At 71.9% G+C, this 21,708-nt stretch carries 21 protein-coding genes; 3 read left to right on the plus strand and 18 right to left on the minus strand.

Features of this window, described 5'->3' with window-relative positions; genetic code table 11:
• Window positions 1-124 precede the first annotated feature (124 nt).
• Window positions 125-943, plus strand: coding sequence for a tyrosine-protein phosphatase (locus tag K7B10_RS09175; protein ID WP_229335542.1), 819 nt, complete (start codon window positions 125-127; stop codon window positions 941-943).
• 29 nt (window positions 944-972) lie between these two features.
• Here the strand turns inward: K7B10_RS09175 and K7B10_RS09180 are convergent, their stop codons facing one another.
• The 15 genes from K7B10_RS09180 to K7B10_RS09250 all read right to left on the minus strand — a co-directional run bounded on the left by K7B10_RS09180 (window position 973) and on the right by K7B10_RS09250 (window position 18,161).
• Window positions 973-2,355, minus strand: coding sequence for an aspartate aminotransferase family protein (locus tag K7B10_RS09180; protein ID WP_229335543.1), 1,383 nt, complete (start codon window positions 2,353-2,355; stop codon window positions 973-975).
• Entirely contained in the window at window positions 2,352-3,380 is a 1,029-nt protein-coding gene (gene hpnH, locus K7B10_RS09185) for an adenosyl-hopene transferase HpnH (protein WP_229335545.1), read from the minus strand. The genes K7B10_RS09180 and hpnH overlap by 4 nt, the downstream gene beginning before the upstream one ends.
• A gap of 5 nt (window positions 3,381-3,385) precedes the next feature.
• Window positions 3,386-4,093, minus strand: coding sequence for a phosphorylase family protein (locus K7B10_RS09190; protein ID WP_229335547.1), 708 nt, complete (start codon window positions 4,091-4,093; stop codon window positions 3,386-3,388).
• Complete coding sequence (gene shc / locus K7B10_RS09195; RefSeq protein WP_229335550.1) at window positions 4,093-6,051, minus strand: squalene--hopene cyclase; 1,959 nt, start codon at window positions 6,049-6,051, stop codon at window positions 4,093-4,095. The genes K7B10_RS09190 and shc overlap by 1 nt, the downstream gene beginning before the upstream one ends.
• Before the next feature lie 117 nt (window positions 6,052-6,168).
• Entirely contained in the window at window positions 6,169-7,269 is a 1,101-nt protein-coding gene (locus tag K7B10_RS09200; protein ID WP_372481390.1) for a polyprenyl synthetase family protein, read from the minus strand.
• 50 nt (window positions 7,270-7,319) lie between these two features.
• Window positions 7,320-8,699 carry a hydroxysqualene dehydroxylase HpnE gene (gene hpnE / locus K7B10_RS09205; RefSeq protein ID WP_229335552.1) on the minus strand — a complete coding sequence of 460 codons (1,380 nt, stop codon included), beginning with the start codon at window positions 8,697-8,699 and terminating at the stop codon, window positions 7,320-7,322.
• 151 nt (window positions 8,700-8,850) lie between these two features.
• The gene (hpnD, locus tag K7B10_RS09210; RefSeq protein ID WP_372481391.1) at window positions 8,851-9,822 is read right to left on the minus strand and encodes a presqualene diphosphate synthase HpnD; all 972 of its coding nucleotides are present in this window, start codon (window positions 9,820-9,822) and stop codon (window positions 8,851-8,853) included.
• Window positions 9,819-10,763, minus strand: coding sequence for a squalene synthase HpnC (gene hpnC, locus K7B10_RS09215; RefSeq protein WP_229344875.1), 945 nt, complete (start codon window positions 10,761-10,763; stop codon window positions 9,819-9,821). Before hpnC ends, hpnD begins: the two co-directional genes overlap by 4 nt.
• Before the next feature lie 331 nt (window positions 10,764-11,094).
• Window positions 11,095-11,877, minus strand: coding sequence for an ABC transporter ATP-binding protein (locus tag K7B10_RS09220; protein ID WP_229335555.1), 783 nt, complete (start codon window positions 11,875-11,877; stop codon window positions 11,095-11,097).
• Complete coding sequence (locus tag K7B10_RS09225) at window positions 11,870-12,805, minus strand: ABC transporter permease (protein WP_229335557.1); 936 nt, start codon at window positions 12,803-12,805, stop codon at window positions 11,870-11,872. The genes K7B10_RS09220 and K7B10_RS09225 overlap by 8 nt, the downstream gene beginning before the upstream one ends.
• A gap of 129 nt (window positions 12,806-12,934) precedes the next feature.
• Window positions 12,935-13,816 carry a glycosyltransferase family 2 protein gene (locus K7B10_RS09230; RefSeq protein ID WP_267501820.1) on the minus strand — a complete coding sequence of 294 codons (882 nt, stop codon included), beginning with the start codon at window positions 13,814-13,816 and terminating at the stop codon, window positions 12,935-12,937.
• A gap of 8 nt (window positions 13,817-13,824) precedes the next feature.
• Window positions 13,825-14,604, minus strand: coding sequence for a CDP-alcohol phosphatidyltransferase family protein (locus tag K7B10_RS09235; protein WP_229335561.1), 780 nt, complete (start codon window positions 14,602-14,604; stop codon window positions 13,825-13,827).
• Window positions 14,582-15,643 (minus strand): iron-containing alcohol dehydrogenase family protein, encoded by a 1,062-nt coding sequence (locus K7B10_RS09240; protein ID WP_229335564.1) that lies wholly within the window; start codon window positions 15,641-15,643, stop codon window positions 14,582-14,584. Before K7B10_RS09240 ends, K7B10_RS09235 begins: the two co-directional genes overlap by 23 nt.
• The gene (locus K7B10_RS09245) at window positions 15,631-16,383 is read right to left on the minus strand and encodes a phosphocholine cytidylyltransferase family protein (protein ID WP_229335565.1); all 753 of its coding nucleotides are present in this window, start codon (window positions 16,381-16,383) and stop codon (window positions 15,631-15,633) included. The genes K7B10_RS09240 and K7B10_RS09245 overlap by 13 nt, the downstream gene beginning before the upstream one ends.
• Window positions 16,380-18,161, minus strand: a complete 1,782-nt coding sequence (locus K7B10_RS09250; RefSeq protein WP_229344878.1) for a DUF5941 domain-containing protein — start codon at window positions 18,159-18,161, stop codon at window positions 16,380-16,382. The genes K7B10_RS09245 and K7B10_RS09250 overlap by 4 nt, the downstream gene beginning before the upstream one ends.
• Before the next feature lie 318 nt (window positions 18,162-18,479).
• On the opposite strand from K7B10_RS09250, the gene idi reads away from it, so the two are divergent.
• Entirely contained in the window at window positions 18,480-19,079 is a 600-nt protein-coding gene (idi, locus tag K7B10_RS09255; protein ID WP_229335566.1) for an isopentenyl-diphosphate Delta-isomerase, read from the plus strand.
• Between the two features lie 15 nt (window positions 19,080-19,094).
• Here the strand turns inward: idi and K7B10_RS09260 are convergent, their stop codons facing one another.
• Together K7B10_RS09260 and K7B10_RS09265 are read right to left on the minus strand one after the other, a co-directional pair.
• Entirely contained in the window at window positions 19,095-19,601 is a 507-nt protein-coding gene (locus K7B10_RS09260; protein WP_229344880.1) for an ATP-binding protein, read from the minus strand.
• A gap of 130 nt (window positions 19,602-19,731) precedes the next feature.
• Window positions 19,732-20,124 (minus strand): HdeD family acid-resistance protein, encoded by a 393-nt coding sequence (locus tag K7B10_RS09265; RefSeq protein WP_372481392.1) that lies wholly within the window; start codon window positions 20,122-20,124, stop codon window positions 19,732-19,734.
• A 123-nt stretch (window positions 20,125-20,247) separates the two neighbouring features.
• Here K7B10_RS09265 and K7B10_RS09270 point away from each other — a divergent pair, with 123 nt between their 5' ends.
• On the plus strand, window positions 20,248-21,063 hold the full coding sequence (locus K7B10_RS09270; RefSeq protein WP_229335568.1) for an enoyl-CoA hydratase/isomerase family protein: 816 nt from the start codon (window positions 20,248-20,250) through the stop codon (window positions 21,061-21,063).
• Here K7B10_RS09270 and K7B10_RS09275 read toward each other — a convergent pair.
• On the minus strand, window positions 21,041-21,676 hold the full coding sequence (locus K7B10_RS09275) for a DJ-1/PfpI family protein (RefSeq protein ID WP_229335570.1): 636 nt from the start codon (window positions 21,674-21,676) through the stop codon (window positions 21,041-21,043). The genes K7B10_RS09270 and K7B10_RS09275 overlap by 23 nt on opposite strands.
• Window positions 21,677-21,708 lie beyond the last annotated feature (32 nt).

The following is a 21,708-nucleotide window of genomic DNA, read 5'->3' on the forward strand; positions in this document are numbered from 1 at the left end:
TCAGGCACTCACGGTCACCGTATGATCTGGCTCACGGGGCCGCGCCCGATCTCGCCTCCGGTTATGGCAAGTTGGCCCCAAGTAGTGTAATTCGGACACACCACGACGATGCGGAGGAGTTCCCGTGACCCAGCAGATACCCCGGCCCCCGCGGACGGAGCCCGTACCGGAGCCCGAGCTCTCGGGAGTGCGCAACTTCCGTGACGTGGGCGGCCTCCCGACCGCCGACGGTCGGCGGGTCAAGCCGGGAAAACTGTTCCGTAGCGGACATCTGGCACATGCCACCGAAACCGATGCAGAATTCCTGGCGTCGCTCGGCCTGCACACCGTCTTCGACTTCCGCAACAACGCCGACCACGCCTTGGAGGGGCCCGACGTCGAGCTCCCCGGCGTACGGAACGTCAACATCCCGCTGTCGGACCCGGCCGACGGCAAGGAATTCTGGAAGATGGTCCGCGACGGCGACGTCGAGCAGCTCCGCGGGCTCCTCGGCGACGGAAAGGCCGCCGCCCGGATGACCGCCTCGTACCGCACGATGATCGAGAAGCGCACCGCCGAGCACGGCCGGGTCCTGCACGCCCTCGCCGGGGACAGCGTTCCGGCGCTCATGCACTGCGCGGCCGGCAAGGACCGGGCCGGCCTGTCGATCGCCGTCACCCTGCTCGCGCTGGGCGTCGAGCGGGAGGCGATCGTGGCGGACTACCTGGAGTCCAACGCCCCGCACCGCCGCTACCGCGTCCGCCGCGGCAGCGATGCGCCCGAGGCCCGCTCCCCCGAGGTGATGGAGCTGCTCTCGCCGCTGTTCGACGCCCGCGCCGAGTACCTGACGGCCGCCTTCGACGCCATCGACGAGCACTGGGGCGGGGTCGAGCGGTACCTCGCCGAGGGCCTCGGACTCACGCCCGAGACCCTCGACCGGCTGCGGGCGCGGCTGCTCGACTGAGCCCGGCCGCCCGGAACGGAAGCAGGCCGTCAGCCGCCGCCGACGGCCTGCTTCACCAGCGTCCTGCCGAAGTCCCACATCAGGGCGCCCCCGCCGTGCGCCTCGTCCATGACCGCGCGGAAGGCCGCGACGAACCGGTCGACGTCCCCCTCGTCCACGATCAGCGGCGGGATGAGCTTGATGACCTCCAGGTGGTCGCCCGACACCTGCGTCAGGATCCGGTGCTTCTGCAGCAGCGGCACCACGACCATCTGGGCGAAGAGCCCCTTGCGGGCCGCCTGGAGCATGGTCCACCGACTGCGCAGCCCGAGCGAGGACGGCCGCCCGAACTCGATGCCGATCATCAGGCCACGCCCGCGCACCTCGTGGAGCAGCTCGTACTCGTCCACGAGCGCCGCGAGCCGCCCGCGCAGCAGATCGCCCGTCGCGCGCGCGTTCGCGACCACCGACTCGTCCTCCATGACGGAGAGCACCGCGAGCCCGGCCGCCATCGCCTGCGCGTTGGAGCCGAAGCTGGCGGAGTGCACGAGCACCCGGTCCATCGACGAGTAGACCTTCTTGAAGATCCAGTCCTTGCCCAGGGTCGCACCCACCGGTACGTAGCCGCCCGAGAGGGCCTTGGCCACGCACACCAGGTCCGGCTCCACGCCCGGCTCGTGCTGGTAGGCGTAGAAATCACCGGTCCGGCCGAGGCCCGTCTGCACCTCGTCCGCGATCAGCAGCGCCTTGTGCCGGTGCAGCAGCTCCTGCGCCGCGCGCAGGAATCCGGGCGGGGCCGCGAGTACGCCCTTGCCCTGGATCGGTTCCACGACGAAGGCGGCGACGTCGCCGCGCTTCAGCTCCCGCTCCAGGGCCGCCAGGTCCCCGAGGGCGATCTGCGTGTCGGGCAGCAGCGGCGCGAAACCGTCCCGGAACCCGCCTTCCCCGTTGACCGACAGCGAGCCCGTCGTCAGCCCGTGGAAGGCGTGGTCGCAGTAGAGGACCCTGGGCCGCCCCGTGGCGTAGCGGGCGAACTTCAGGGCCGTCTCCACCGCCTCGGTGCCACTGTTGCCGAAGAAGACCCGGTCCAGGTGCGGGCTGAACGAGAGGAGCTTCTCCGCCAGCAGCCCGGGCAGCGGCTGGCAGTCGAAGCGGGTCAGGTCGGCGAGCTGCGCGTCGAGTACGTCGTGCAGCGCCCGGCGGACGACCGGGTGGTGCCGGCCCAGGCCCATGACCCCGAACCCGGCCAGCATGTCCAGGTAGTCGTTGCCCTCGGCGTCCCAGAAGTGCGCGCCCTCGGCCCGCACGTAGACCTTGTCGAAGCCGATCGTGTGCAGCATCCGGGGCAGCTGGTGGTTGAGGTGGCGCGCGTGGAGCTCGTACCGTTCCCCGCCCCGCTCGTCGAGCAGGGCGCGGAGGTCGAAGCCGGTCACTGCTTCTCCCGGTTCCCCGAGACCGTCTCGCGGGCGGCGCGCAGGGATTCCTTGAGGGAGCCCATCGTGGCGAGGACGGCGGTGGGCTCGTAGCCGCAGTGCGCCATGCAATTCGCGCAGCGCGGGTCCTTCCCGCGGCCGTACTTGCTCCAGTCGGTGTCCTCGATCAGCTCCCGGTACGTCGGCACGTAGCCGTCGCTCATCAGATAGCAGGGGCGCTGCCAGCCGAAGAGGGAGTAATTCGGAATGGCCCAGGCGGTGCAGGGGAAATCCGCCTTGCCCTCCAGGAAGTCGAGGAACAGCGGGGAGTGGTTGAGCCGCCAGCGCCGCCGGTTTCCGCCCGCGAAGGCCTTCTTGAAGAGTTCCCGGGTCTGCTCGACGCCCAGGAAGTGCTCCTGGTCGGGTGCCTTTTCGTAGGCGTAGGCGGGCGAGATCATCATTTCGTCGACCTTGAGGTCGTCATTGAGGTAGTTGAGCACCTCGATGATCGTCTGCGGGGTGTCGGTGTTGAAGAAGGTGGAGTTGGTGGTGACCCGGAACCCGCGCCTCTTCGCCTCCTTGATGGCGGCGACCGCCTCGTCGAAGACGCCCTCCTTGGCCACCGACTCGTCGTGGCGTTCGCGCAGCCCGTCGATGTGCACCGCGAACGCGAAGTACGGGGACGGGGTGAACTTCTCGATCTTCTTGCGCAGCAGCATCGCGTTGGTGCACAGGAAGACGTACTTCCGCTTGGCCACCAACTGGCGGACGATCTCGTCGATCTGCGGGTGCATCAGGGGCTCGCCGCCCGCGATGGACACCATGGGCGCGCCGGACTCCAGGACGGCACCGACCGCCTGGGCCACCGGCATGCGCTGCTTGAGCACGCCCGCCGGGTGCTGGATCTTCCCACACCCCTCGCAGGCCAGATTGCAGGCGTAGAGCGGTTCCAGCTCGACGATCAGCGGGAACTTCTCACGCTTGCGGAGCTTCTGTTCGAGAAGATACGTCCCGACCCTGATGGACTGTCGCAGCGGCATGGCCATCTGGCTCACCTCCTGGGGAGCAGCGAAGAACGGTGCCATTCATAAAACGCGGGCAGTACGGCACGCAATACGCGGAAGGCCGATATTCCACCGCGCAACGTGCCGATGCGGACGAGCTCATGCTCCGGAGCGTCCACGATCACCCGGACGGCCGCAACCGGACGGTTCCAGCCATCGGCGGCGGCCCCCACGGCCGTCAAAAGGGTGGCCGCGGACTCCATGTCGACCGCGATGGCGCCGGTGGCGCGCAGCTCGGCGCGTTCCTGGCCGCGGACGACGTGGTCGGATCCGGTCAGTGCGCCGGTGTGCACGGTCCGGCCCGGAGCGGCCCGGGCCAGCGCCTCGGCGAGCAGGGCGGTGCCGGCGCACGTGACGGTGCCCCGCGGATCCCGGGTCTCCTCGGCGACGACGAGGTCGCCGGGGCTCATGCCGGGGACCAGTCCGGCGCAGAACCCGGTGGCGAGGACGGGGGCCCGGCGCAGCCCCGGCTCGGCGAGCGCCCGGCCGACCGCCCGCTCGGCTGCGCGCGGGCCCATGCCCGTGCGCAGCACCGAGTAGCCCGGTTCGGGGCGGGCGGCGCCGCGGCCGCCGCCGCTGCGCAGGGCGACCTGCTCGATGCGCAGCGCGCAGGCGACCAGCAGTGGCGCCGGCGGCCCGGCCGGGCCGGGCGGCTCGTACGGTCCGGGGCCCTCGGCCCGGTGGGCCGCGGCCATCAGGACGCCCCGGGCGCGAAGGGTTCCCCGTACAGGTAGCGGCCGAGCGCGGTGAGCGGGAAGACCTGCCGGTACAGGTGGTAGTTGATGGAGAAGTCCCAGGGGAAGCCGGTGCCGGTGAAGTACGGCTCGTCCCAGGAGCCGTCCCCCCGCTGGGTCTCCACCAGGTACGCGACGCCTCGCTCCACGGCCTTGCCGTCGCGCTCCCCCGCGGAGAGCAGGGCCATCAGGGCCCAGGCGGTCTGCGAGGGGGTCGAGGCCCCCTTCCCGGCCCACTCGGGGTCCCTGTAGGAGCGCTGGTCCTCGCCCCACCCGCCGTCCTCGTTCTGTACGGATTCCAGCCAGCGCACGGCCCGCCGGATCGCGGGATGCGCCGGGGCGAAGCCCGCGGCCGCCAGGGCCGGGACCACCGAGCCGGTCCCGTAGACGTAGTTGGTGCCCCAGCGGCCGAACCAGGCGCCGGAGGGCTCCTGTTCGGCGAGCAGCCAGGCGATGCCGCGCCGGGTCCGCGGGTCGGCCGCCTTGCCCTCCACGGCGAGCATCTCCACCACGTGGGCGGTGACGTCGGCCGACGGCGGGTCGATGACCTCGCCGAAGTCGCAGAACGGCAGCCGGTTCGGGAAGGGGCTGGTGTTGTCGGCGTCGAAGGCGCCCCAGGCGCCGTTCCTCGACTGCATCCCGAGGTTCCACGACACCCCGCGGGCGATGGCCGCCTCGACCCGGGCCGGCTCCGGATGCCTGATCCGGCGCAGCGCGAGCACCACTTCGGCGGTGTCGTCGATGTCGGGGTAGGTGTCGTTGTGGAACTCGAACGCCCAGCCGCCCGGGGCGAGTCCGGGCCGGCGCACCGCCCAGTCCCCGCTGCGCACGATCTCCTCGCCGAGCATCCAGTCGGCGGCCTTCACCAGGGCCGGGTGGTCGGGCGCCAGACCCGCGTCGGCCAGGGCGATGGCGGCGAGGCAGGTGTCCCAGACCGGGGACTGGCAGGCCTCGATCATCCGGGCGCCGTCCTCGCGCCACACCGCGAACCGGTCCAGGGACTCCAGTCCGGCCCGCATCACGGGGTGGCCGAGGTCGTATCCGAGCAGGTGCAGGGCGATGACGGAGTACACGGCGGGTGGCTGGATCCCGCCCCAGCAACCGTCGTTCTCCTGGCGCTCGATGATCCAGCGGGCGGCGGCGTCCATCGCGGCCTTGCGCAGCCGGCGCGGGGCGAACCGGCGGTAGACGTGCAGGGCCTTGTCCATCCGCTGGAAGACCCCCTCCCAACTGGCCAGCGGGGCCGGGCGGACGGCGGGAGGGTACGGGCGCCGCGCGTCGGTGTGCAGCTCGTCGAGGGCGAACGGGGCCGGGCGGACGGGCCGCTTCGCGGAGACCACGGTCAGCGGGACGATGGTCTGGCGGGCCCAGCAGCCGAAGTCGTAGATGTTCAGCGGCACCCACGGCGGCAGGAAGACCAGCTCGGGCGGGAGTTCGGGCAGGTGGTCCCAGCTCCACCAGCCGAACAGGGCCAGCCAGATGCGGGTGAAGACGCGGGCGGCCGCGATCCCGCCGTGGGCCCGGATCCAGGCCGAGGCGCGGGCCATGTGCGGGGCGTCGGGCGCGTCGCCCGCCAGCCGCAGGGCGACGTACGCCTCGATGGTGGCGGAGAGTTCGGGCGGTCCGCCGTGGAAGGTGGCCCAGGTGCCGTCCGTGCCCTGCTCTCCCCGGATGAACAGGGCGGCGGCCTGCGTGGTGGCCTCGTCCCGGATCCCGAGGAACTGCCTCAGCAGCAGGTCCTCGGCGTCCATGGTGACGTTGGTCTCCAGGTCGCCCTTCCACCACCCGGCCGCGTCCTGGCGGGCCAGCAGGTGCCGGGTCGCCCGTGCGACGGCCTCCTGCGCACCCCGCATCGTGTCCGGGGTGGTGAAATCCGGATCGGCGCCGGGGGCACCGGCGCCGTCGGTCGTCGCTGTCATGGCTTCCCCTTACGTGGCAGTGGTCCTCTGCTGTGCTGGGGTATGCCGTCGGCCGGGCGCTGCTGTCAGGCGGCGCCGGCCGGCGACTCGCGCGTCATATCCCTGCTCGGGTGGCGGTCACCTCTTGCGCACGACGACGAAGTCGGCGAGGGCGACGAGCTGTTCGCGCACCCGCTGGGGCATGTCGACGTCGTCCAGGGCGCGGATGGCGATCGCGTGCTGGCGGCGCGCCTCCTCGGCGGTCCACTCGCGCCCGCCCGCGGCCTCGATGAGCGCGGCGCGCGCCGCGAACTCCTCCTCCGAGAAGTTCTCGAAGTCGTTGCTCTTGGCGTCGGCGGCGAGCAGCTTCGCGAGCTCCTCGCAGGCGGGCCCGCCGGCCGCGAGGGCGGCGACGACCGGCAGGGACTTCTTGCGCTGGCGCAGGTCGCTCCAGGTCTGCTTGCCGGTGGCCTCCGGGTCGCCCCAGATGCCGAGGAGGTCGTCGACGGCCTGGAAGGCGAGGCCGAGGTGGTAGCCGTACTCCTCCAGCTTGTCGGCCGTACGGTCGTCCGCGCCGCCGAGGACGGCGCCGATGGAGACCGCGCAGGCGAGCAGGGCGCCGGTCTTGTTGCCCTCCATCTCCAGGCACTCCTCGACGCTGACGCGCTCGCGGTGCTCGTAGGAGATGTCCTGGGCCTGGCCGTCGATGAGCTTGCGGCTGGCGGTGGTCAGGCGGCGCGCGGCGCGGCCGGCCTCGACGGTGCCGAGCTCCAGCAGGACCTCGTTGGCGAGGGCGAACAGGGCGTCGCCGACCAGGATCGCCAGCGCCGGGCCGTGCACCTTCCACACCGTGTCGCGGTGGCGGCGCTGCTCGTCGCCGTCCATCAGGTCGTCGTGGAGCAGCGAGAAGTTGTGGACGAGCTCGACGGCGACGGCGCCCGGGATGCCGACCTCGGCGGAGGCCCCGGCGGCCTCGGCGGAGAGCAGCGCGAGGGCGGGGCGCACGGCCTTGCCGCCGTCGCCGTCCGCCGCGTTGCCCTGGGCGTCGATCCAGCCGAAGTGGTACGCGGCGACGGTGTCCATGGGCGCCGCGAGCCGGTCGACCGCGGCGCGGAGCACGGGGGTCGACAGCGCGCGGCCGCGCTCCAGAAGTGCGAGCGTGTCCGCCTTCTCGACGCCCCCTCCGGCTGCGCCGTTGCCGGCGTCCGTGTTCTCGACAGCCGGATTCCCCGGGTTCACTGGCTCTCCTCTGTGTCCTGTACGTGCTGCTGCGGTCGTGCTGGTGGTCGTCATGCCGCCTCCTGCAGGGGGTGCTCCCGGTGGCGGCCGAGTGCGGCGAGCGCGGCGTGCGCCGCGCTCAGTCCGCTGCGGACAGCGCCCTCCATGGTCGCGGGCCAACCGGTGGCGGTCCACGCACCGGCGAGGTAGAGGCCCGGCGTGTCGGTCCGCGCCCCGGGGCGCAGCCGGCCGACGCCGGGGGTGGGGGCGAACGTTGCGGTCCGCTCCCGGGTCACGAAGAAGTCCCGTACCTTGGCGCCCCGGGCGGCCGGCAGCAGCCGTTCCAGCTCGGGCAGGTACTTGGCGCGCAGCACCGAGACGGGCTCGTCGATGTCGTCATGGGCGGCCGACTGGGACAGCGCCAGGTACTGGCCGCCGTCGGCCAGCCCGGAGGCGTCGCTGCGGTCGAACACCCACTGGACCGGGGAGCCCAGCGCGGCGAAGAAGGGCTGCTTGAGCACTTTGCGGTCGTAGACGACGTGGACGTTGAGGATCGGCGCGGTGCCGATGTCGAGGAGCTTGTCCGGGTCGGCGAGGGCGCCGGGCGGCAGCAGGGCGTGCGCCTCGCGCTGCGGGACGGCGAGGACGACCGCGGCGGCTTCGAGGGACCCGCCCTCGGTGTCGACCCGCCAGCTCCCGTCCTGCGCACGGTTGACGGACGTGACGCGGGTGCGCAGTTCGGTGCGTACGCCGGCCGCGTCGAGCTGCTTGCGGGCGAGGGCGTCGTGCAGGTCGCCGAGCGGGACGGTGGCCCAGCCGATGTCGGCGGCGCCGTTCTCGGAGAGCAGGCCGGTCTTGAAGACCATGGCGGCCAGGCCCAGCGAGGACTGGCCGGCGGTGGCGTTGAGGGTGGCGATGCCGACGAGGTCCCACAGGGCCTCGATGGTGCGCGGGCTCTGGCCGTAGCGGCCGAGCCAGGTCGCGAAGTCCACGCCGTCCAGGGCCGGATCGGCGGGGTCGAGCCGGCGCAGCGCGAGGGCTGCGCGCCCGACGCTCGCCCGCTCGGCGAGCGAGAGGTGCGGGTAGCGGGCCAGGGAGCCGGCCAGGTGCAGGGGTACGGGCAGGGCGCTGCGGCGCAGCCGGCCCAGGCGCGGCCCGGCGGGGTGGGCGACGTCGAGCACGGGTACGTCGAGCCGGTCCTGGACCGGGGCGAGGGCGGTGCCCTCGACGCGGTCGAGGAACCACCGGTAGGCGGTGCAGCAGCGCAGGTAGACGTGCTGGCCGTTGTCGACGGTGAGGTCGCCGCGCTTGAAGGAGAAGGCGAGCCCGCCGAGCCGCGGGCGGCCTTCGAGCAGGGTGACCCGCAGTCCGGCGTCGGCGAGTTCGAGTGCGGCCGTCACGCCGGCGAGCCCGCCGCCGATGACGACGGCGCGCTGTTCGGTCGCGCTCATGCGGCCTCCCCCGTCGTACGCGTGCGGCCCGCCGGGGCGGCCGTCCGGGCGGAGCCCGCACGGTGAGACGCGGTGGGCCCGGCCGGGGTTGCCCGCCGGCCGTGCGGCCTCGGAGTCCGCGTCGTGGTGCGCGGCGTCTGCCTCGGGCCCATCAGCTCCGCCTCCGCGTGCTCTGGCGGGAGATGGTGCGGGCGTCGAGGCCGGACAGGCCGCGCACGGCGACGTACGCCTTCTCGTGCGGGGGCAGCGAGACGCGGCCGCGGAGCACGGCCTCGGGCTCGCGCTCGATCCGGTCGAGCAGGCGCCGGTAGATGCCGGCCATCGCGGCGACGCAGGCGCCGCTGCGCCGGTCGAGCATGGGGAGCAGCCGGTAGCCCTCGACGAACAGGGCGCGGGCGCGCCGGACTTCGTGGTGGACGAGCCCGGCGAAGTCGGCTCCGGCGGGCATCCGATCACTGCCGAACCCGTCCGAGCAGCCGAACTTGGCGAGGTCTTCGGCGGGCAGGTACGTACGCCCGTTGGCGGCGTCCTCGCGGACGTCGCGCAGGATGTTGGTGAGCTGGAGGGCGAGGCCGAGGGTGTCCGCGTACTCGCCGGCGCGCGCGGCGTCGGGGGCGCCGAGGCCGCCCGTGTGCACGGTGCCGAACACGCCGAGGGAGAGCCGCCCGATGGCTCCTGCCACGCAACGGCAGTAGGCCTTGAGGTCGTCCCAGGTCTCGTAGGTCTCGCCGCGGACGTCCATGAGGACCCCGTCGATGAGCTCGTCGAGGCCGCCGAGCGGGATCGGGAAGCGCCGGGCGGCGTGGGCGAGGGCGACGGCGACCGGGTCGGTGTCGTCCTCGTCGATCTCCTCGGCCCGGATCCGGCCGAGCAGGGCGCGGGTCTCCTCGAGCCGGGCGAACTTGGCCTCGGGGGCGAGCGTGCCGTCGCCGATGTCGTCGACGCGCCGGGAGAACGCGTACAGCGCGGACATCGCCTGCCGCTTGTCGGAGGGCAGCAGCCGGATGCCGTACGCGAAGTTGCGCGCCTGGGAACCGGTGACGGCCTCGCAGTAGCTGTACGCCGCCAGGACCGCTGCGGACGGTGCGGACGTGTGTGCGGAACCCTCCACGGTCGGGCTCACCCCTTTCTCGGCGCTGTGCGCAGGACGGCGGCCACCTCGCGGAGCAGGCCGCTCCTGGTGGGCTTGGGCGGGCCGGGAAGTACGTCGAAGCCGGCGGCGGTGACGGCTCGCAGGGCGGCGCGCCCTCCTCCCACGAAGCCCGCGAGCAGCAGCCGGAGTCTGCCGTGCACGCTACCCACGAGCGGGGTGCCTTCATTCAGGAGGTCCCGGGCACGTTCCGCTTCGAACGCGACCAGGGAGCGTACGGACGCGCCGGCGCGGTGGGCCTTGAGGTCGGTTTCGGCCACGTGGAAGCGGCGCATGTCCTCGGCCGGGAGGTAGATCCGGTCGCGGCCGAGGTCCTCCGCGACGTCCTGCAGGTGTTCGACGATCTGGAGGGCGGTGCAGACGGCGTCGGAGCGGCGGATCCGCTCGGGGGTGCTGGTGCCGGTGAGGGACAGCACGAGGCGGCCGACCGGGTTCGCGGAGAGTTCGCAGTACGCGAGGAGGTCGCCGTACGTCGCGTAGCGCGTGACGCGCTGGTCCTGGCGGTTGGCCTCGATGAGCCCGAGGAAGGGCTCGGGAGTGAGGCCGTGGGCGCGGACCACCGGCTGGAGCGCCTGCAGGAGGGGGTGGCGCGGGGGGCCGTCGGGGCCGCCGGTCCGCCGGAAGACGCGGTGCAGGTCGGTTTCGAGGGCGTCGAGCATCGCGAGCGGTTCGTCCGCGGCGGACGGGTCGAGGCCGAGGAGCACCGCGTCGTGTCCGCCGGGGGCGAGGTCGCCGTCGCCGATGTCGTCGACCAGGCGGGCGTACCCGTAGACGGCCATGAGGCCGTCGCGCCAGGCGCGCGGGAGGAAGGACGGGGCGACGGGGAAGTTCTCCGAGCGCGCCTTGCCGAGGGTGGCGTACGCGTGGGCTCGGGCGTCGGGGGCTGTGGGGGCCGCGTCCCCGCCGGGCCGGATACCGTGCCCGGGGGTCACCGCCCGCCGCCCGCGCGGGGGACGGCCGTAATGCCTGGGGGCCGGAGAATTCCCGTAGCCATTGCCGTCACGTCTCCCGTTCTACACTGCCGACCCAATACATCCTATTTCGGACACGCCGCCGGACTTTCCCCGGGGTACCCCGGGCCGTTCACCTGCGGGGAATCGTCCCCTCTGGCGTGATTCAGGACTGCTCCAGCTTACGCTGTACAACGCCGCGGCAGCCTCTCGGGTATTCGCTCGGCCACCGAATGTCGGCCGACAAGCCGAAACCCCCGCCGCTCGGAGCGACGGGGGCCGGCGAGGACCGCGGTCAGGCGCTGGTCGCCTTCTCGTAGGCCGAGACGACTTCCTCGGTGGGCCCGTCCATCAGCAGTTCACCCTTCTCCAGCCACAGCACGCGGCTGCAGGTGTCGCGGATGGACTTGTTGTTGTGGCTCACCAGGAAAACGGTTCCGGCGTGCTTGCGCAGTTCGCGGATGCGCTCCTCGGAACGCACCTGGAACTTCCGGTCACCGGTGGCCAGGGCCTCGTCGATCATCAGAACGTCGTGGTCCTTGGCCGCGGCAATGGAAAAACGCAGGCGCGCCGCCATACCGGAGGAGTACGTGCGCATCGGGAGGGAGATGAAATCGCCCTTGTCGTTGATGCCCGAGAAGTCGACGATGTCCTCGTAGCGCTCCCGGATCTGCTCGCGGCTCATTCCCATCGCGAGACCGCCGAGGACCACGTTGCGCTCGCCGGTGAGGTCGTTCATCAGTGCGGCGTTGACGCCCAGCAGCGAGGGCTGGCCGTCGGTGTAGACCTTGCCGGACTCGCAGGGCAGCAGGCCCGCGATGGCGCGCAGCAGGGTGGACTTGCCGGAGCCGTTGGAGCCGATGACGCCGATGGCCTCGCCGCGGTACGCGGTGAAGGACACGCCGCGCACGGCGTGCACCCGGCGGACGCCCGGCGCATCGCCCTTGCCCCGGCGCATTATCTTGCTCAGCGCGGCGGTGGCACTGCCCTTGCCGGAGCTGCCGGTGTTGACGCGGTAGACGATGTGCACGTCGTCGGCGATGACGGTGGGGACGTTGCCCCGGTTGATCTCAGCCACGGCCGTAACGCTCCTCAGCCTTCCAGAAGTACACGAAACCGCCGAGGCCGATCACGACGGCCCAGCCGACGGCGAAAGCCCAGACGTGCGGCGGCAGGTTCTCCCGGCCGTAGTCGTCGATCAGCGCGAACCGGACCAGGTCCATGTAGATCGCCGCCGGGTTCCACTGGAGCACGTCCGTGACCCACGCGGGCACGTGCCTGTCCTCGAGCGCCCCGCTGATCGAGAACATGACGCCCGAGGCGTACATCCACGTACGCGTGATGAACGGCATCAGCTGCGCGAGGTCGGGGGTCTTGGAACCCATCCGCCCGAAGACCAGCGCGAGGCCGGTGTTGAAGACGAACTGGAGCGCCAGGGTCGGGATGACCAGCAGCCACGACAGCCTCGGGTAGTTGCCGAAGCCGACCGTGACGACCACCACGACGATCATCGAGTACAGCAGCTGCTGGAGTTGCTGCATCGAGAAGGAGATCGGCAGGGAGGCGCGCGGGAAGTGCAGGGCGCGGACCAGGCCGAGGTTGCCGGGGATGGCCCGGACTCCCGCCATCAGCGAGCTCTGGGTGAAGGTGAAGACGAAGATGCCCGTCACCAGGAAGGGGATGTAGACCCCCTTCTCCATCCCCCGGCCCGCGTTCATGATCAGGCCGAAGATCAGGTAGTACACCAGAGCGTTGAGCAGCGGGGTCGCCACCTGCCAGATCTGGCCGAGCCGCGCCTCGCTGTACTGGGCCATCAGCTTGGCCCGGGAGAACGCCATGATGAAGTGGCGCCGGTCCCAGAGCTGCCGCACGTACTCGACCAGGGTCGGCCGGGCACCACTGACGGACAGGCCGTACTTCCTGGCGAGCTCCGCGGGGGCCAGCCCCGCGTCTTCGGACGGCGGCTTGCTCGTGGCGAGGGCGCCATCCTGGGTTGTGTCACTCACAAGTTGAAACTTTCCGTCTTCAAGATGCGGCAGAAGGTGGCATCGGGCCTGGGGCGCTCGGCCCGTGATCATGCATGTTCCGTGACCGCGTACGTCCCGGGGTCACGAATTTTCTCAGACGCGAGCGTGTCAGATGACAGGCGGTCGTCCCAGCCGGGTCAGCCGCCAGACCGTACGCCACTTCATGGGGCGCCGGGGACCGCAGGGGGTGGTCCATCCCTCCTTGAACCCACCGAACCAGGCCTTGAGCGCCGGCACCGAGGGCCTGCGCAACAGCGTCAGCAGGAGCCAGACGCCCAGGTAGACCGGGACCAGCGGGGCAGGCAGGTTACGGCGGGCGAGCCACACCCGGTTACGGGCAACCATACGGTGGTAGACCGCGTGCCGGGAGGGGGCGGTCGTCGGATGCAGGAGCACCATGTCCGCCCGGTAGTCGATCAGCCACCCTGCGTCGAGCGCCCGCCAGGCCAGGTCGGTCTCCTCGTGCGCGTAGAAGAACTCCCCGGGCAACGCTCCGACCTGCTTGAACACCGACGTGCGGACGGCATTGGCGCCGCCCAGGAAGGTGGTCACGCGGGAGGAGCGCATCGGGTCGGAGGCGCGCAGCCGGGGCACGTGCCGGCGCTGGGTCTCGCCGGACTCCGGATCGGCGATCCGGAAGCTGACGATCCCGAGCTTCGGGTCCTCGGCGAAGGCCTGACGGCACAGCTCGGCGGTGTCGGTGCGCTCCAGCAGCCCGTCGTCGTCGAGGAAGAGCAGGGCGTCGACATCGCCGCCGCCGGGGCCGAAGGCCTCGATGCCGACGTTGCGGCCGCCGGGGATGCCCAGGTTCTCGGGAAGCTCGACGGTGCGCAGGCCCGGAAGCACACCCTCCAGCCCGGTGACCGGCACCCCCTGGCCCACGACGACGACCTCGACCGGGTCGCCCTCCTGGCGGGCGACCGAGTCGAGGAGCGCCTTGAGCTCGTCGGGGCGGTTGCCCATGGTGATGATCACGGCGCCCAGCCGCATCGGCTTCGTCACTTGAGCCTGCTGGAGGCCAGGATCGACACCAGGTGCAGCACCGTCTGGAGCATCGCGATGCCGGCCAGCACGGCCACGCCGAGCCGGGAGAAGTACAGGTCGCCCCGTATCTGGTCCAGGATCGCGAGCAGCAGGATGAGCAGCGAGGCCTCGATGCCGAGGACGAGCCGGTGGAACTTGAGCGCGGACGCGGCCCGGCGGGCCAGCGCCATGCCGGAGGAGCGCGGCTCGGCGGCGGCCTCCGCGACGGGCTCCTTGCCGGTCTGGTGGCGCGCGACGCCGACCAGGTCGGTCTCGGCCTTGATCAGGATGGCGCCGAGGGCCGCGAGGGTGCCCAGGAAGGCCCACAGCCAGTCGATCCGCCCGGTGCCCCACAGGTCGCTGGCGCGCAGGCCGAAGCCGACGAGGACGGCCGCGTCGCACAGGTAGGCGCCGACCCGGTCGAGGTACACGCCGGAGAGCGAGTACTGCTTCTTCCAGCGGGCGACCTCGCCGTCGACGCAGTCGAGCAGCAGGTACAGCTGGACCATGACCACGCCGAGGGCGGCGCCCCAGATGCCCGGGATCAGCAGGGCCGGGGCGGCCAGGACACCCGCGAGGGTCATCACGTAGGTCAGCTGGTTGGGCGTGACCTTGGTGTTCACCAGGACGCGGGTGATGCGCAGGGAGATCTCGCGCATGTACAGGCGACCGCCCCAGTGCTCGCCACTGCGCCGGTCCTTGACGCCCGGCGGGTGAACGACGGGCCGGAGTTCAGCTACGGATGGTCTTGGCATAGTCGGCGTAAGCGTCCCTGATCTCGGCTGTGGACAGATTGAGGTGCTCCAGGATCGTGAAGCGTCCCGGACGGGTCTGGGGGGCGTACTCGACGGCCGCGACGAACTCGTCCACGCTGAACCCGATCTCGGCGGGCAGCACGGGCAGTCCGTGGCCGCGCAGCGACTCGACGAAGAGCCCGGCCTGCTCGTCGGCGCCGCGCAGGAACATCGCGAAGGCGGCGCCGAGGCCGACCTGCTCGCCGTGGAGCGCGGAGCGGCCCGGGTAGAGCAGGTCGAAGGCGTGGCTGATCTCGTGGCAGGCTCCGGAGGCCGGCCGGGTGTCCCCGCTGATCGACATGGCGATGCCGGTGAGCACCAGGGCTTCCGCGAGCACGGTGAGGAACGTGTCGTCGCCGCAGCCGCCGGGGTGGCGCAGGACGGCCTCGCCGGCCGTACGGGCCATGGCGGCGGCCAGGCCGTCCACGGGCTCCCCGGTGATCTTGTGCGAAAGCTCCCAGTCGGCGATGGCCGAGATGTTCGAGAGCGCGTCACCGATGCCGGAGCGGACGAACCGCACCGGGGCGTCGCGGATCACGTCGAGGTCGATGACCATCGCGATCGGCGTGGGCACACCGTAGGAGCCGCGGCCGTTGTCGTTGTCCAGCGTGGCCACGGGCGAGCAGATGCCGTCGTGCGCCAGGTTGGTGGCGACCGCCACCATGGGCAGGCCGACCCGCGCCGCGGCGTACTTCGCCACGTCGATGATCTTTCCCCCGCCCAGGCCGACGACGGCGTCGTAGCGACGGCCCTTTATGTCGTCGGCCAGCTTGACGGCGGAGTCGATCGTGCCGTCCGCGACCGGGTACCAGTCCGCGTGCGGCAGTACGGGCTCCAGCTTGGAGCGCAGCAGCTGGCCGGAGCCGCCGCTGATCGCGATCGCCAGTTTGCCGGACGCCGAGATCCGCTGGTCGGCCAGGAGGCCGGCCAGGTCGTCCATGGCGCCGCGGCTGATGTCGACGACGACCGGGGAGGGGATGAGCCTCGTCAGTACTGGCATGCGATCGTCCGGCCCTTGGCGAGGTCGTCGTGGTTGTCGATCTCGACCCACTTGACGTCGCCGATGGGGGCCACGTCGATGACGAAGCCGTCGTTGACGAGGTGCTGGTAGCCGTCCTCGTAGTACAGGTCGGGGTCGCGCTCGAAGGTGGTCTTCAGGGCCTCGGCGAGGGCCTCGGCGGCCTCCGGCTCGATGAGGGTGACGCCGATGTACTCGCCGGTGGCGTCGGACGGCTCCATGAGCTTGGTGATCTTCCGCACGCCCTCGGCGCCGTCGACGACGACCTTCATCTCCTCGTCGGCCAGGCTCTTGACCGTGTCGAGGGCAAGGATGATCTTCCGGCCGTCGCCGCGGGCGCCGAGCAGGGTCCGCTCGACGGAGACCGGGTGGACGGTGTCGCCGTTGGCGAGGATCACACCCTGCTTCAGGACGTCACGGGCGCACCACAGGGAGTAGGCGTTGTTCCACTCCTCGGCCTTGTCGTTGTCGATCAGCGTGATCTTGACGCCGTACTTGGCCTCCAGGGCCTCGCGGCGCTCGTACACGGCCTCCTTGCGGTAGCCGACGACGATCGCGACCTCGGTGAGGCCGACCTCGGCGAAGTTGCCGAGGGTGAGGTCCAGCACGGTCAGGCCGTCCTCGGCGCCTTCGGGGCCGACGGGCACGAGGGCCTTGGGCAGGGTGTCGGTGTAGGGACGCAGGCGGCGTCCGGCACCGGCAGCGAGTACAAGGCCGATCATGCTGGTTCTCCTTCGTCATGTACGGCGGGTGCCCCGGAGGAGACCCAGAAGCGGATGCTCTCCACGAGCACCACGAGTGCCACGAACACGGCCAGGGCCGTGAGCGCGACGGGGAAGTCCGCGGCGCGCGTCGCCAGGACGGCGGCCAGGACCGCGGTCAGCAGGACCCGGCCGTCGTGACCGCCGATCGTCCACACCAGCCACCGCGGGGGCGCGCCCGATCCACCGCGGATGCGGTAGACCGTGTCGTAGTGATGGTAGGCGACCGCCGCGACCAGTCCGAATGCCGCCGGAAGGGCCCCGGGCACGTCCGCCTTGGCGGCGAGGATCAGCACGGTGGTGTACTCGGCCGCCCGGAAGACGGGCGGGACGAGCCAGTCGAGGGCGCCCTTGAGGGGGCGGGCGACGGCCGCTCCGGCCAGTACGGCGTAGAACGCGGCTGCGACGATCACCTGGCGGGCGCCGAACGCGTACGCCCAGGCCGTCCACAGCAGGGCCACCGAGCCGATCACGGCGGCGGCGATCCCGGCCCCGGGGGCCATCCGGCCCACGACCCGGCCCGCGAGCTCGGCAACGGGGCCGGAGTCGGCGAGGTCGGCCAGCGCCCGTGCGGCCCGGTCGGTCCGCCGCGCCCTGCGCGTCAGCGAGCGCAGCACGCGGCCGGCGGTGGTGTAGAGGGCTCCGAACGCGCAGCCGATGAGCAGGGCGTAGAAGACGATCCGGGGGGTGGTGGCCGCGGTGAGCACCGCGATCATGGCCCAGCGTTCGCCGATCGGCAGGATGATCATCCGCCGGACCCAGACCGTCCAGCCGACGCTGTCGAGCTTGTCGGACAGGGCCGCCGTCGGGCTCGTGTTCGCGGTCGCGTCGTGGTTGGCCTCGTTGAAGGCGAAGTCGACGACGTGGCGGCAGGTCATGAGGATCATCGCGCCGAGCGCGAGGGCCCACACGTCGTCGCCGTTCCTGGCGGCGCCGAGCGCGAGGCCCGCGTAGAAGGAGTACTCCTTCGCGCGGTCGAAGGTGGCGTCGAGCCAGGCGCCCATCGTCGAGTACTGGAGCGAGTAGCGGGCGAGCTGCCCGTCCGTGCAGTCCAGTACGAAGGAGACGAGGAGCAGCACGCCGGCCGCGATGTAGCCGCCCCGCTCTCCGGTGGCGGCGCAGCCGGCCGCGATCAGCGCGGTGATCAGCGAGGCGGTGGTGACCTGGTTCGGGGTCAGGCCGCGGCGCGCGCACCAGCGGGCGATGTAGCGCGAGTACGGGCTGATGAAGAAGGTGGTGAAGAACCCGTCGCGGGACTTCACGGCGGTGCGCAGGCGTACGGCCTCGTCGTCCACGGCGGCGACGGCGGCGTCCGCCGCGGCGCGCTCGGCGTCGGTCGTGGGGACGGTGGCGACCAGGGTGCCCAGCTCGGGGTGCTGGACGGTGGTCCCGGCGGCCTCGACGGCGGCCGCGAGCCGGTCCGCGTAGGGGCCGTCGCCCTCCACCGGGAGGACCGCGGCCTTGTCCAGGGCCGCGCGGGCCGCCGGCTGGACGGCGAAGGCACCGGTCACGGCGCAGGCGTCGAAGCGCGGGTCGGTCAGTGCGAGCCGCAGGGCGTGGACGTGTCCGACGAAGGCGCTGTCGACGACGGCGACGCGCTGGTCGGCCGGTACGCCGGCCAGCACCGCGGCGGTCTCTTCGGGGCCGGCGGCCGGACGGACGTCGAAGCCGAGGGAGCGCAGCCCGTCGGTGAGCGGCGATCCGGGGACCGGCAGGCCGGTGAGGATGACGGTCGACAGACGGACTCACTCCTTGCAGCGAACACTGGACGGGCGCCCCGGCGGGGGCGGCGGCACGTCGGCAGAGGCTATCGGATGAATGGAAGCGGGGGTTCACCACCCGTTTTGCTCCCCGACAAGCCGAATATTCCGGGGCCTCCGGCCCCGGCGCGATCATCATTGACGATCACGGTGAGATACCACAAACCCGGGGAGCGGGGCTGCTCGGCCCCCGCCGCTTACCACGCCCCAGGGGCGGACATGCGCGGATGGCCGAAGTGGGGACAAGCCTCTTTTGTACGGCAGACTGAAGGCCGAAGTCCGAAGCGAAGGATGGGTATGCCGACCACACCAGCCACCGCCGCGAACACCGCGTCCCCCGGCACCGGCACTCAGGAACCGATCATGCTCGAACTGGTCGATGAGTCCGGCAATACCATCGGCACGGCGGAGAAGCTCTCCGCCCATCAGGCGCCCGGTCTGCTGCACCGGGCCTTCTCCGTGTTCCTCTTCGACGAGCAGGGCCGGCTGCTGCTCCAGCAGCGCGCCCTCGGGAAGTACCACTCCCCCGGCGTCTGGTCGAACACCTGCTGCGGTCACCCCTATCCCGGGGAATCGCCGTTCGCGGCGGCGGCCCGGCGGACCCACGAGGAGCTGGGCCTGTCGCCCTCGCTGCTCGCGGAGGCGGGAACCGTGCGCTACAACCACCCGGATCCCGCGTCGGGTCTGGTGGAGCAGGAGTTCAACCACCTTTTCGTGGGACTCGCGCAGTCGCGGCTGCGGCCGGATCCGGAGGAGGTCGGGGACACCGCGTTCGTGACCGCCGAGGAGCTGGCCGAGCGGCACGACGAGGTGCCGTTCTCCGCCTGGTTCATGACCGTGCTCGACGCGGCCCGGCCCGCGATCCGTGAACTGACCGGGGATGCCGCGGGCTGGTAGCCGCCGTACGTCGTTTCAGACCACGGTGGTCCGCGGGGCCGGTGCGACGAGCGGCAGGGCCGCCCAGATGACCTTGCCGCCCGTCGAGGTGTGCTCGACGTCGCAGACCCCGCCGGACTCGCGCGTGACCTCGCGCACCAGGAGCAGGCCCCGGCCGCCGGTCTGGCCGAAATCCGCCTCCAGCGCCTTGGGGCGGTACGGGTGGTTGTCCTCGACCGCCACCCGTACCCACTCCCGGCCGATGGCGACCTCCACCGCGACCTCCGGCGAGAGCAGGGCCGCGTGCCGGACCGAGTTCGTCACCAGTTCGGAGACGATCAGCAGCAGCGAGTACACGAGGTCCCGGTCGGCGGGCACGCCCTGGCGGCCCAGCAGGTCGCGGACGGCCCGACGGGCTTGGGGAACGGATTCTTCTACGGCGGGCACGGTGAACCGCCACACGCCCTCGTACGCGAGGGGGTCGGCCGGGGCGGCCGCCGGCTCCCCCTCCTTGGCTGGCGGGACGCTCCCGCTGACATCCATCTTCCGGCCCCCGTCTTCACGCTCGATCGTCTCCACGCGTCAAGAGTGGGGAGCGGACTGGTCCGGACCGGACCCCTGACCAGAAGTCAGCGTCAATCGGACGCTTTCTGACCGTTGGCGTATGACAGCGTCAGTTGTGCGACCGTTCCTGATCTTCCGTGGCGCCCTTCTCGGCCGCGATGTCCGGCGCGGCGGACGCGGCCGCGTCCGCCGGGGCCCCGTCTTCCCTGACCAAGCCCAGGATGCGCCGGGCACTCGTGCCCAGGAGGATCAGGCTCAGCCCGTCGAACAGCAGGGCGAGCGAGAAGAAGGTTCCGATCACGTGGAGACTGCTGCTCGGCCAGCCGGCGGGGATCAGGAAGCCCAGCAGGATCCCGAAGGCGCCCTGGACCAGGTTGACCCAGAGGTTCGTCCCGCGCACCACCAGCCCGCCGGCCAGCCGGAACACCCCGCCGATGAGGAAGAACAGCGCGGCGAACATGGTCAGGGCCTCGGCGCTCGCCTCGGGCCGGCGCAGGATCACGAAGCCCGCGGCCGGGGCCGCGGTTCCGGAACGGTCTGCGCCCCTGGTCGTGCCACCTCTCAGCACCCCGCGGACCGACTCCCCTTGATCATGGGATCGGCCGACCGGGATAGCATCCGGCGCATGGACGCAGCCCAGGACGCACCTCAGGAAGCAGCCCTCCGGCACAACGTCGCCGACGGGGTCGCCACGGTCGTCATCGCCCATCCCGCCAAGCGCAACGCCATGACGGCGGCGATGTGGCGGGCCCTCCCGGAGGTACTGGACGGGCTCGCGGCCGATCCGGCCGTACGGGTTCTCGTCCTGACCGGGGTCGGCCCGACCTTCTGCGCGGGGGCCGACATCTCCTCGCTGACCGGGGACGAGGACCCGCAGGCGCTGGCCGTGGCGGCGGAGGAGGCCCTGGCCGCCTTCCCCAAGCCGACGCTCGCGGCGATCCGCGGATTCTGCGTGGGCGGCGGCAGCCAGCTGGCGGCGGCCTGTGATCTGCGCTTCGCCGAGGAGGGGGCCTCCTTCGGGGTGACCCCGGCGAAGCTCGGCATCGTCTACCCCGCGTCCTCGACCCGCAGGCTCGCCGCGCTGGTCGGCCCGGCCGTCGCCAAGTACCTGCTCTTCTCGGCGGAGCTGATCGACGCGGAGCACGCGCTGCGGGCCGGCTTCCTGAACGAACTGCTGCCGGCCGGGCAACTGGACGAGCGCGTCGCGGACTTCGCCCGCGTCCTGACCAGCCGCTCGCAGCTGACGCAGGCGGCGGCCAAGGAGTTCACGAACGGGCGGACCGACCGGGACGCGTACTGGGCGGAGCAGGCGGCCGGAAGCGGCGACACCGCGGAGGGTGTCGCCGCGTTCCTGCAACGCCGTACGCCGTCGTTCGGCTGGACCACCGCGCCGACCGCCGCGCCGACGACCGGGCGGGCTACCGGGCGCCCGGCGGGTTGACCGCGCGCAGCCGCGCCACGATCTCGGCCGGGGCCTTGTCCGGCGAGCCGGCGTCGTAGGGCGGCTGGGGATCGTACTCGGTCATGAGCTGGACGGTCTGGGCGTACGCGTCGCCGGCGATCCGGCCGAGGAGGCCGAGGCCCATGTCGATGCCGGAGGACACCCCGGCGGCGGTGACGTACTTCCCGTCGTACACGACGCGCTCGCCGGTGGGCTCGGCGCCGAAGGCGGGCAGCCGGTCCAGGTAGAGCCAGTGGCTCGCCGCCCGGCGCCCCTTGAGCAGCCCGGCGGCGGCCAGCAGGAGCGAACCGGTGCAGACCGAGGTGGTCCAGGTGGTGGCGGCGTCGACGGCGCGCAGCCAGTCGACGACGGCCGCGTTCTCCATCTCCAGCTCGGGGTGGGGCCCGCCCGGGACGACGACGATGTCGGGCCGGGTCACCTCGTCGAGCCCCTTGTCGGCGACGAGGGCGAGCGCCCCGTTGTCGGTCCGCACGGGCCCGGGGCGCTCCGAGACGAACACGACCTCGGCGTCGGGCAGCCGTCCGAGGGTGTCGAAGGGCCCGATGGCGTCGAGCGCGGTGAACCGGTCGTAGAGCAGGACGGCGATCTGCATGTTTCCTCCTGAGTGATGGTCGGCCCGCTGGG

Source organism: Streptomyces flavotricini (assembly GCF_020639365.1).
GTDB classification, from domain to species: Bacteria; Actinomycetota; Actinomycetes; order Streptomycetales; family Streptomycetaceae; genus Streptomyces; species Streptomyces flavotricini.

Bases quoted from the DNA above. Each gene is read 5' to 3' on its own strand.
- hpnH (WP_229335545.1), bottom strand. From the start codon at position 3,380: ATGGCCATGCCGCTGCGACAGTCCATCAGGGTCGGGACGTATCTTCTC.
- K7B10_RS09190 (WP_229335547.1), bottom strand. From the start codon at position 4,093: ATGGCCGCGGCCCACCGGGCCGAGGGCCCCGGACCGTACGAGCCGCCC.
- shc (WP_229335550.1), bottom strand. From the start codon at position 6,051: ATGACAGCGACGACCGACGGCGCCGGTGCCCCCGGCGCCGATCCGGAT.
- hpnE (WP_229335552.1), bottom strand. From the start codon at position 8,699: ATGAGCGCGACCGAACAGCGCGCCGTCGTCATCGGCGGCGGGCTCGCC.
- K7B10_RS09230 (WP_267501820.1), bottom strand. From the start codon at position 13,816: ATGCGGCTGGGCGCCGTGATCATCACCATGGGCAACCGCCCCGACGAG.
- K7B10_RS09235 (WP_229335561.1), bottom strand. From the start codon at position 14,604: ATGCCAAGACCATCCGTAGCTGAACTCCGGCCCGTCGTTCACCCGCCG.
- K7B10_RS09240 (WP_229335564.1), bottom strand. From the start codon at position 15,643: ATGCCAGTACTGACGAGGCTCATCCCCTCCCCGGTCGTCGTCGACATC.
- K7B10_RS09245 (WP_229335565.1), bottom strand. From the start codon at position 16,383: ATGATCGGCCTTGTACTCGCTGCCGGTGCCGGACGCCGCCTGCGTCCC.
- idi (WP_229335566.1), top strand. From the start codon at position 18,480: ATGCCGACCACACCAGCCACCGCCGCGAACACCGCGTCCCCCGGCACC.
- K7B10_RS09260 (WP_229344880.1), bottom strand. From the start codon at position 19,601: ATGGATGTCAGCGGGAGCGTCCCGCCAGCCAAGGAGGGGGAGCCGGCG.
- K7B10_RS09270 (WP_229335568.1), top strand. From the start codon at position 20,248: ATGGACGCAGCCCAGGACGCACCTCAGGAAGCAGCCCTCCGGCACAAC.
- K7B10_RS09275 (WP_229335570.1), bottom strand. From the start codon at position 21,676: ATGCAGATCGCCGTCCTGCTCTACGACCGGTTCACCGCGCTCGACGCC.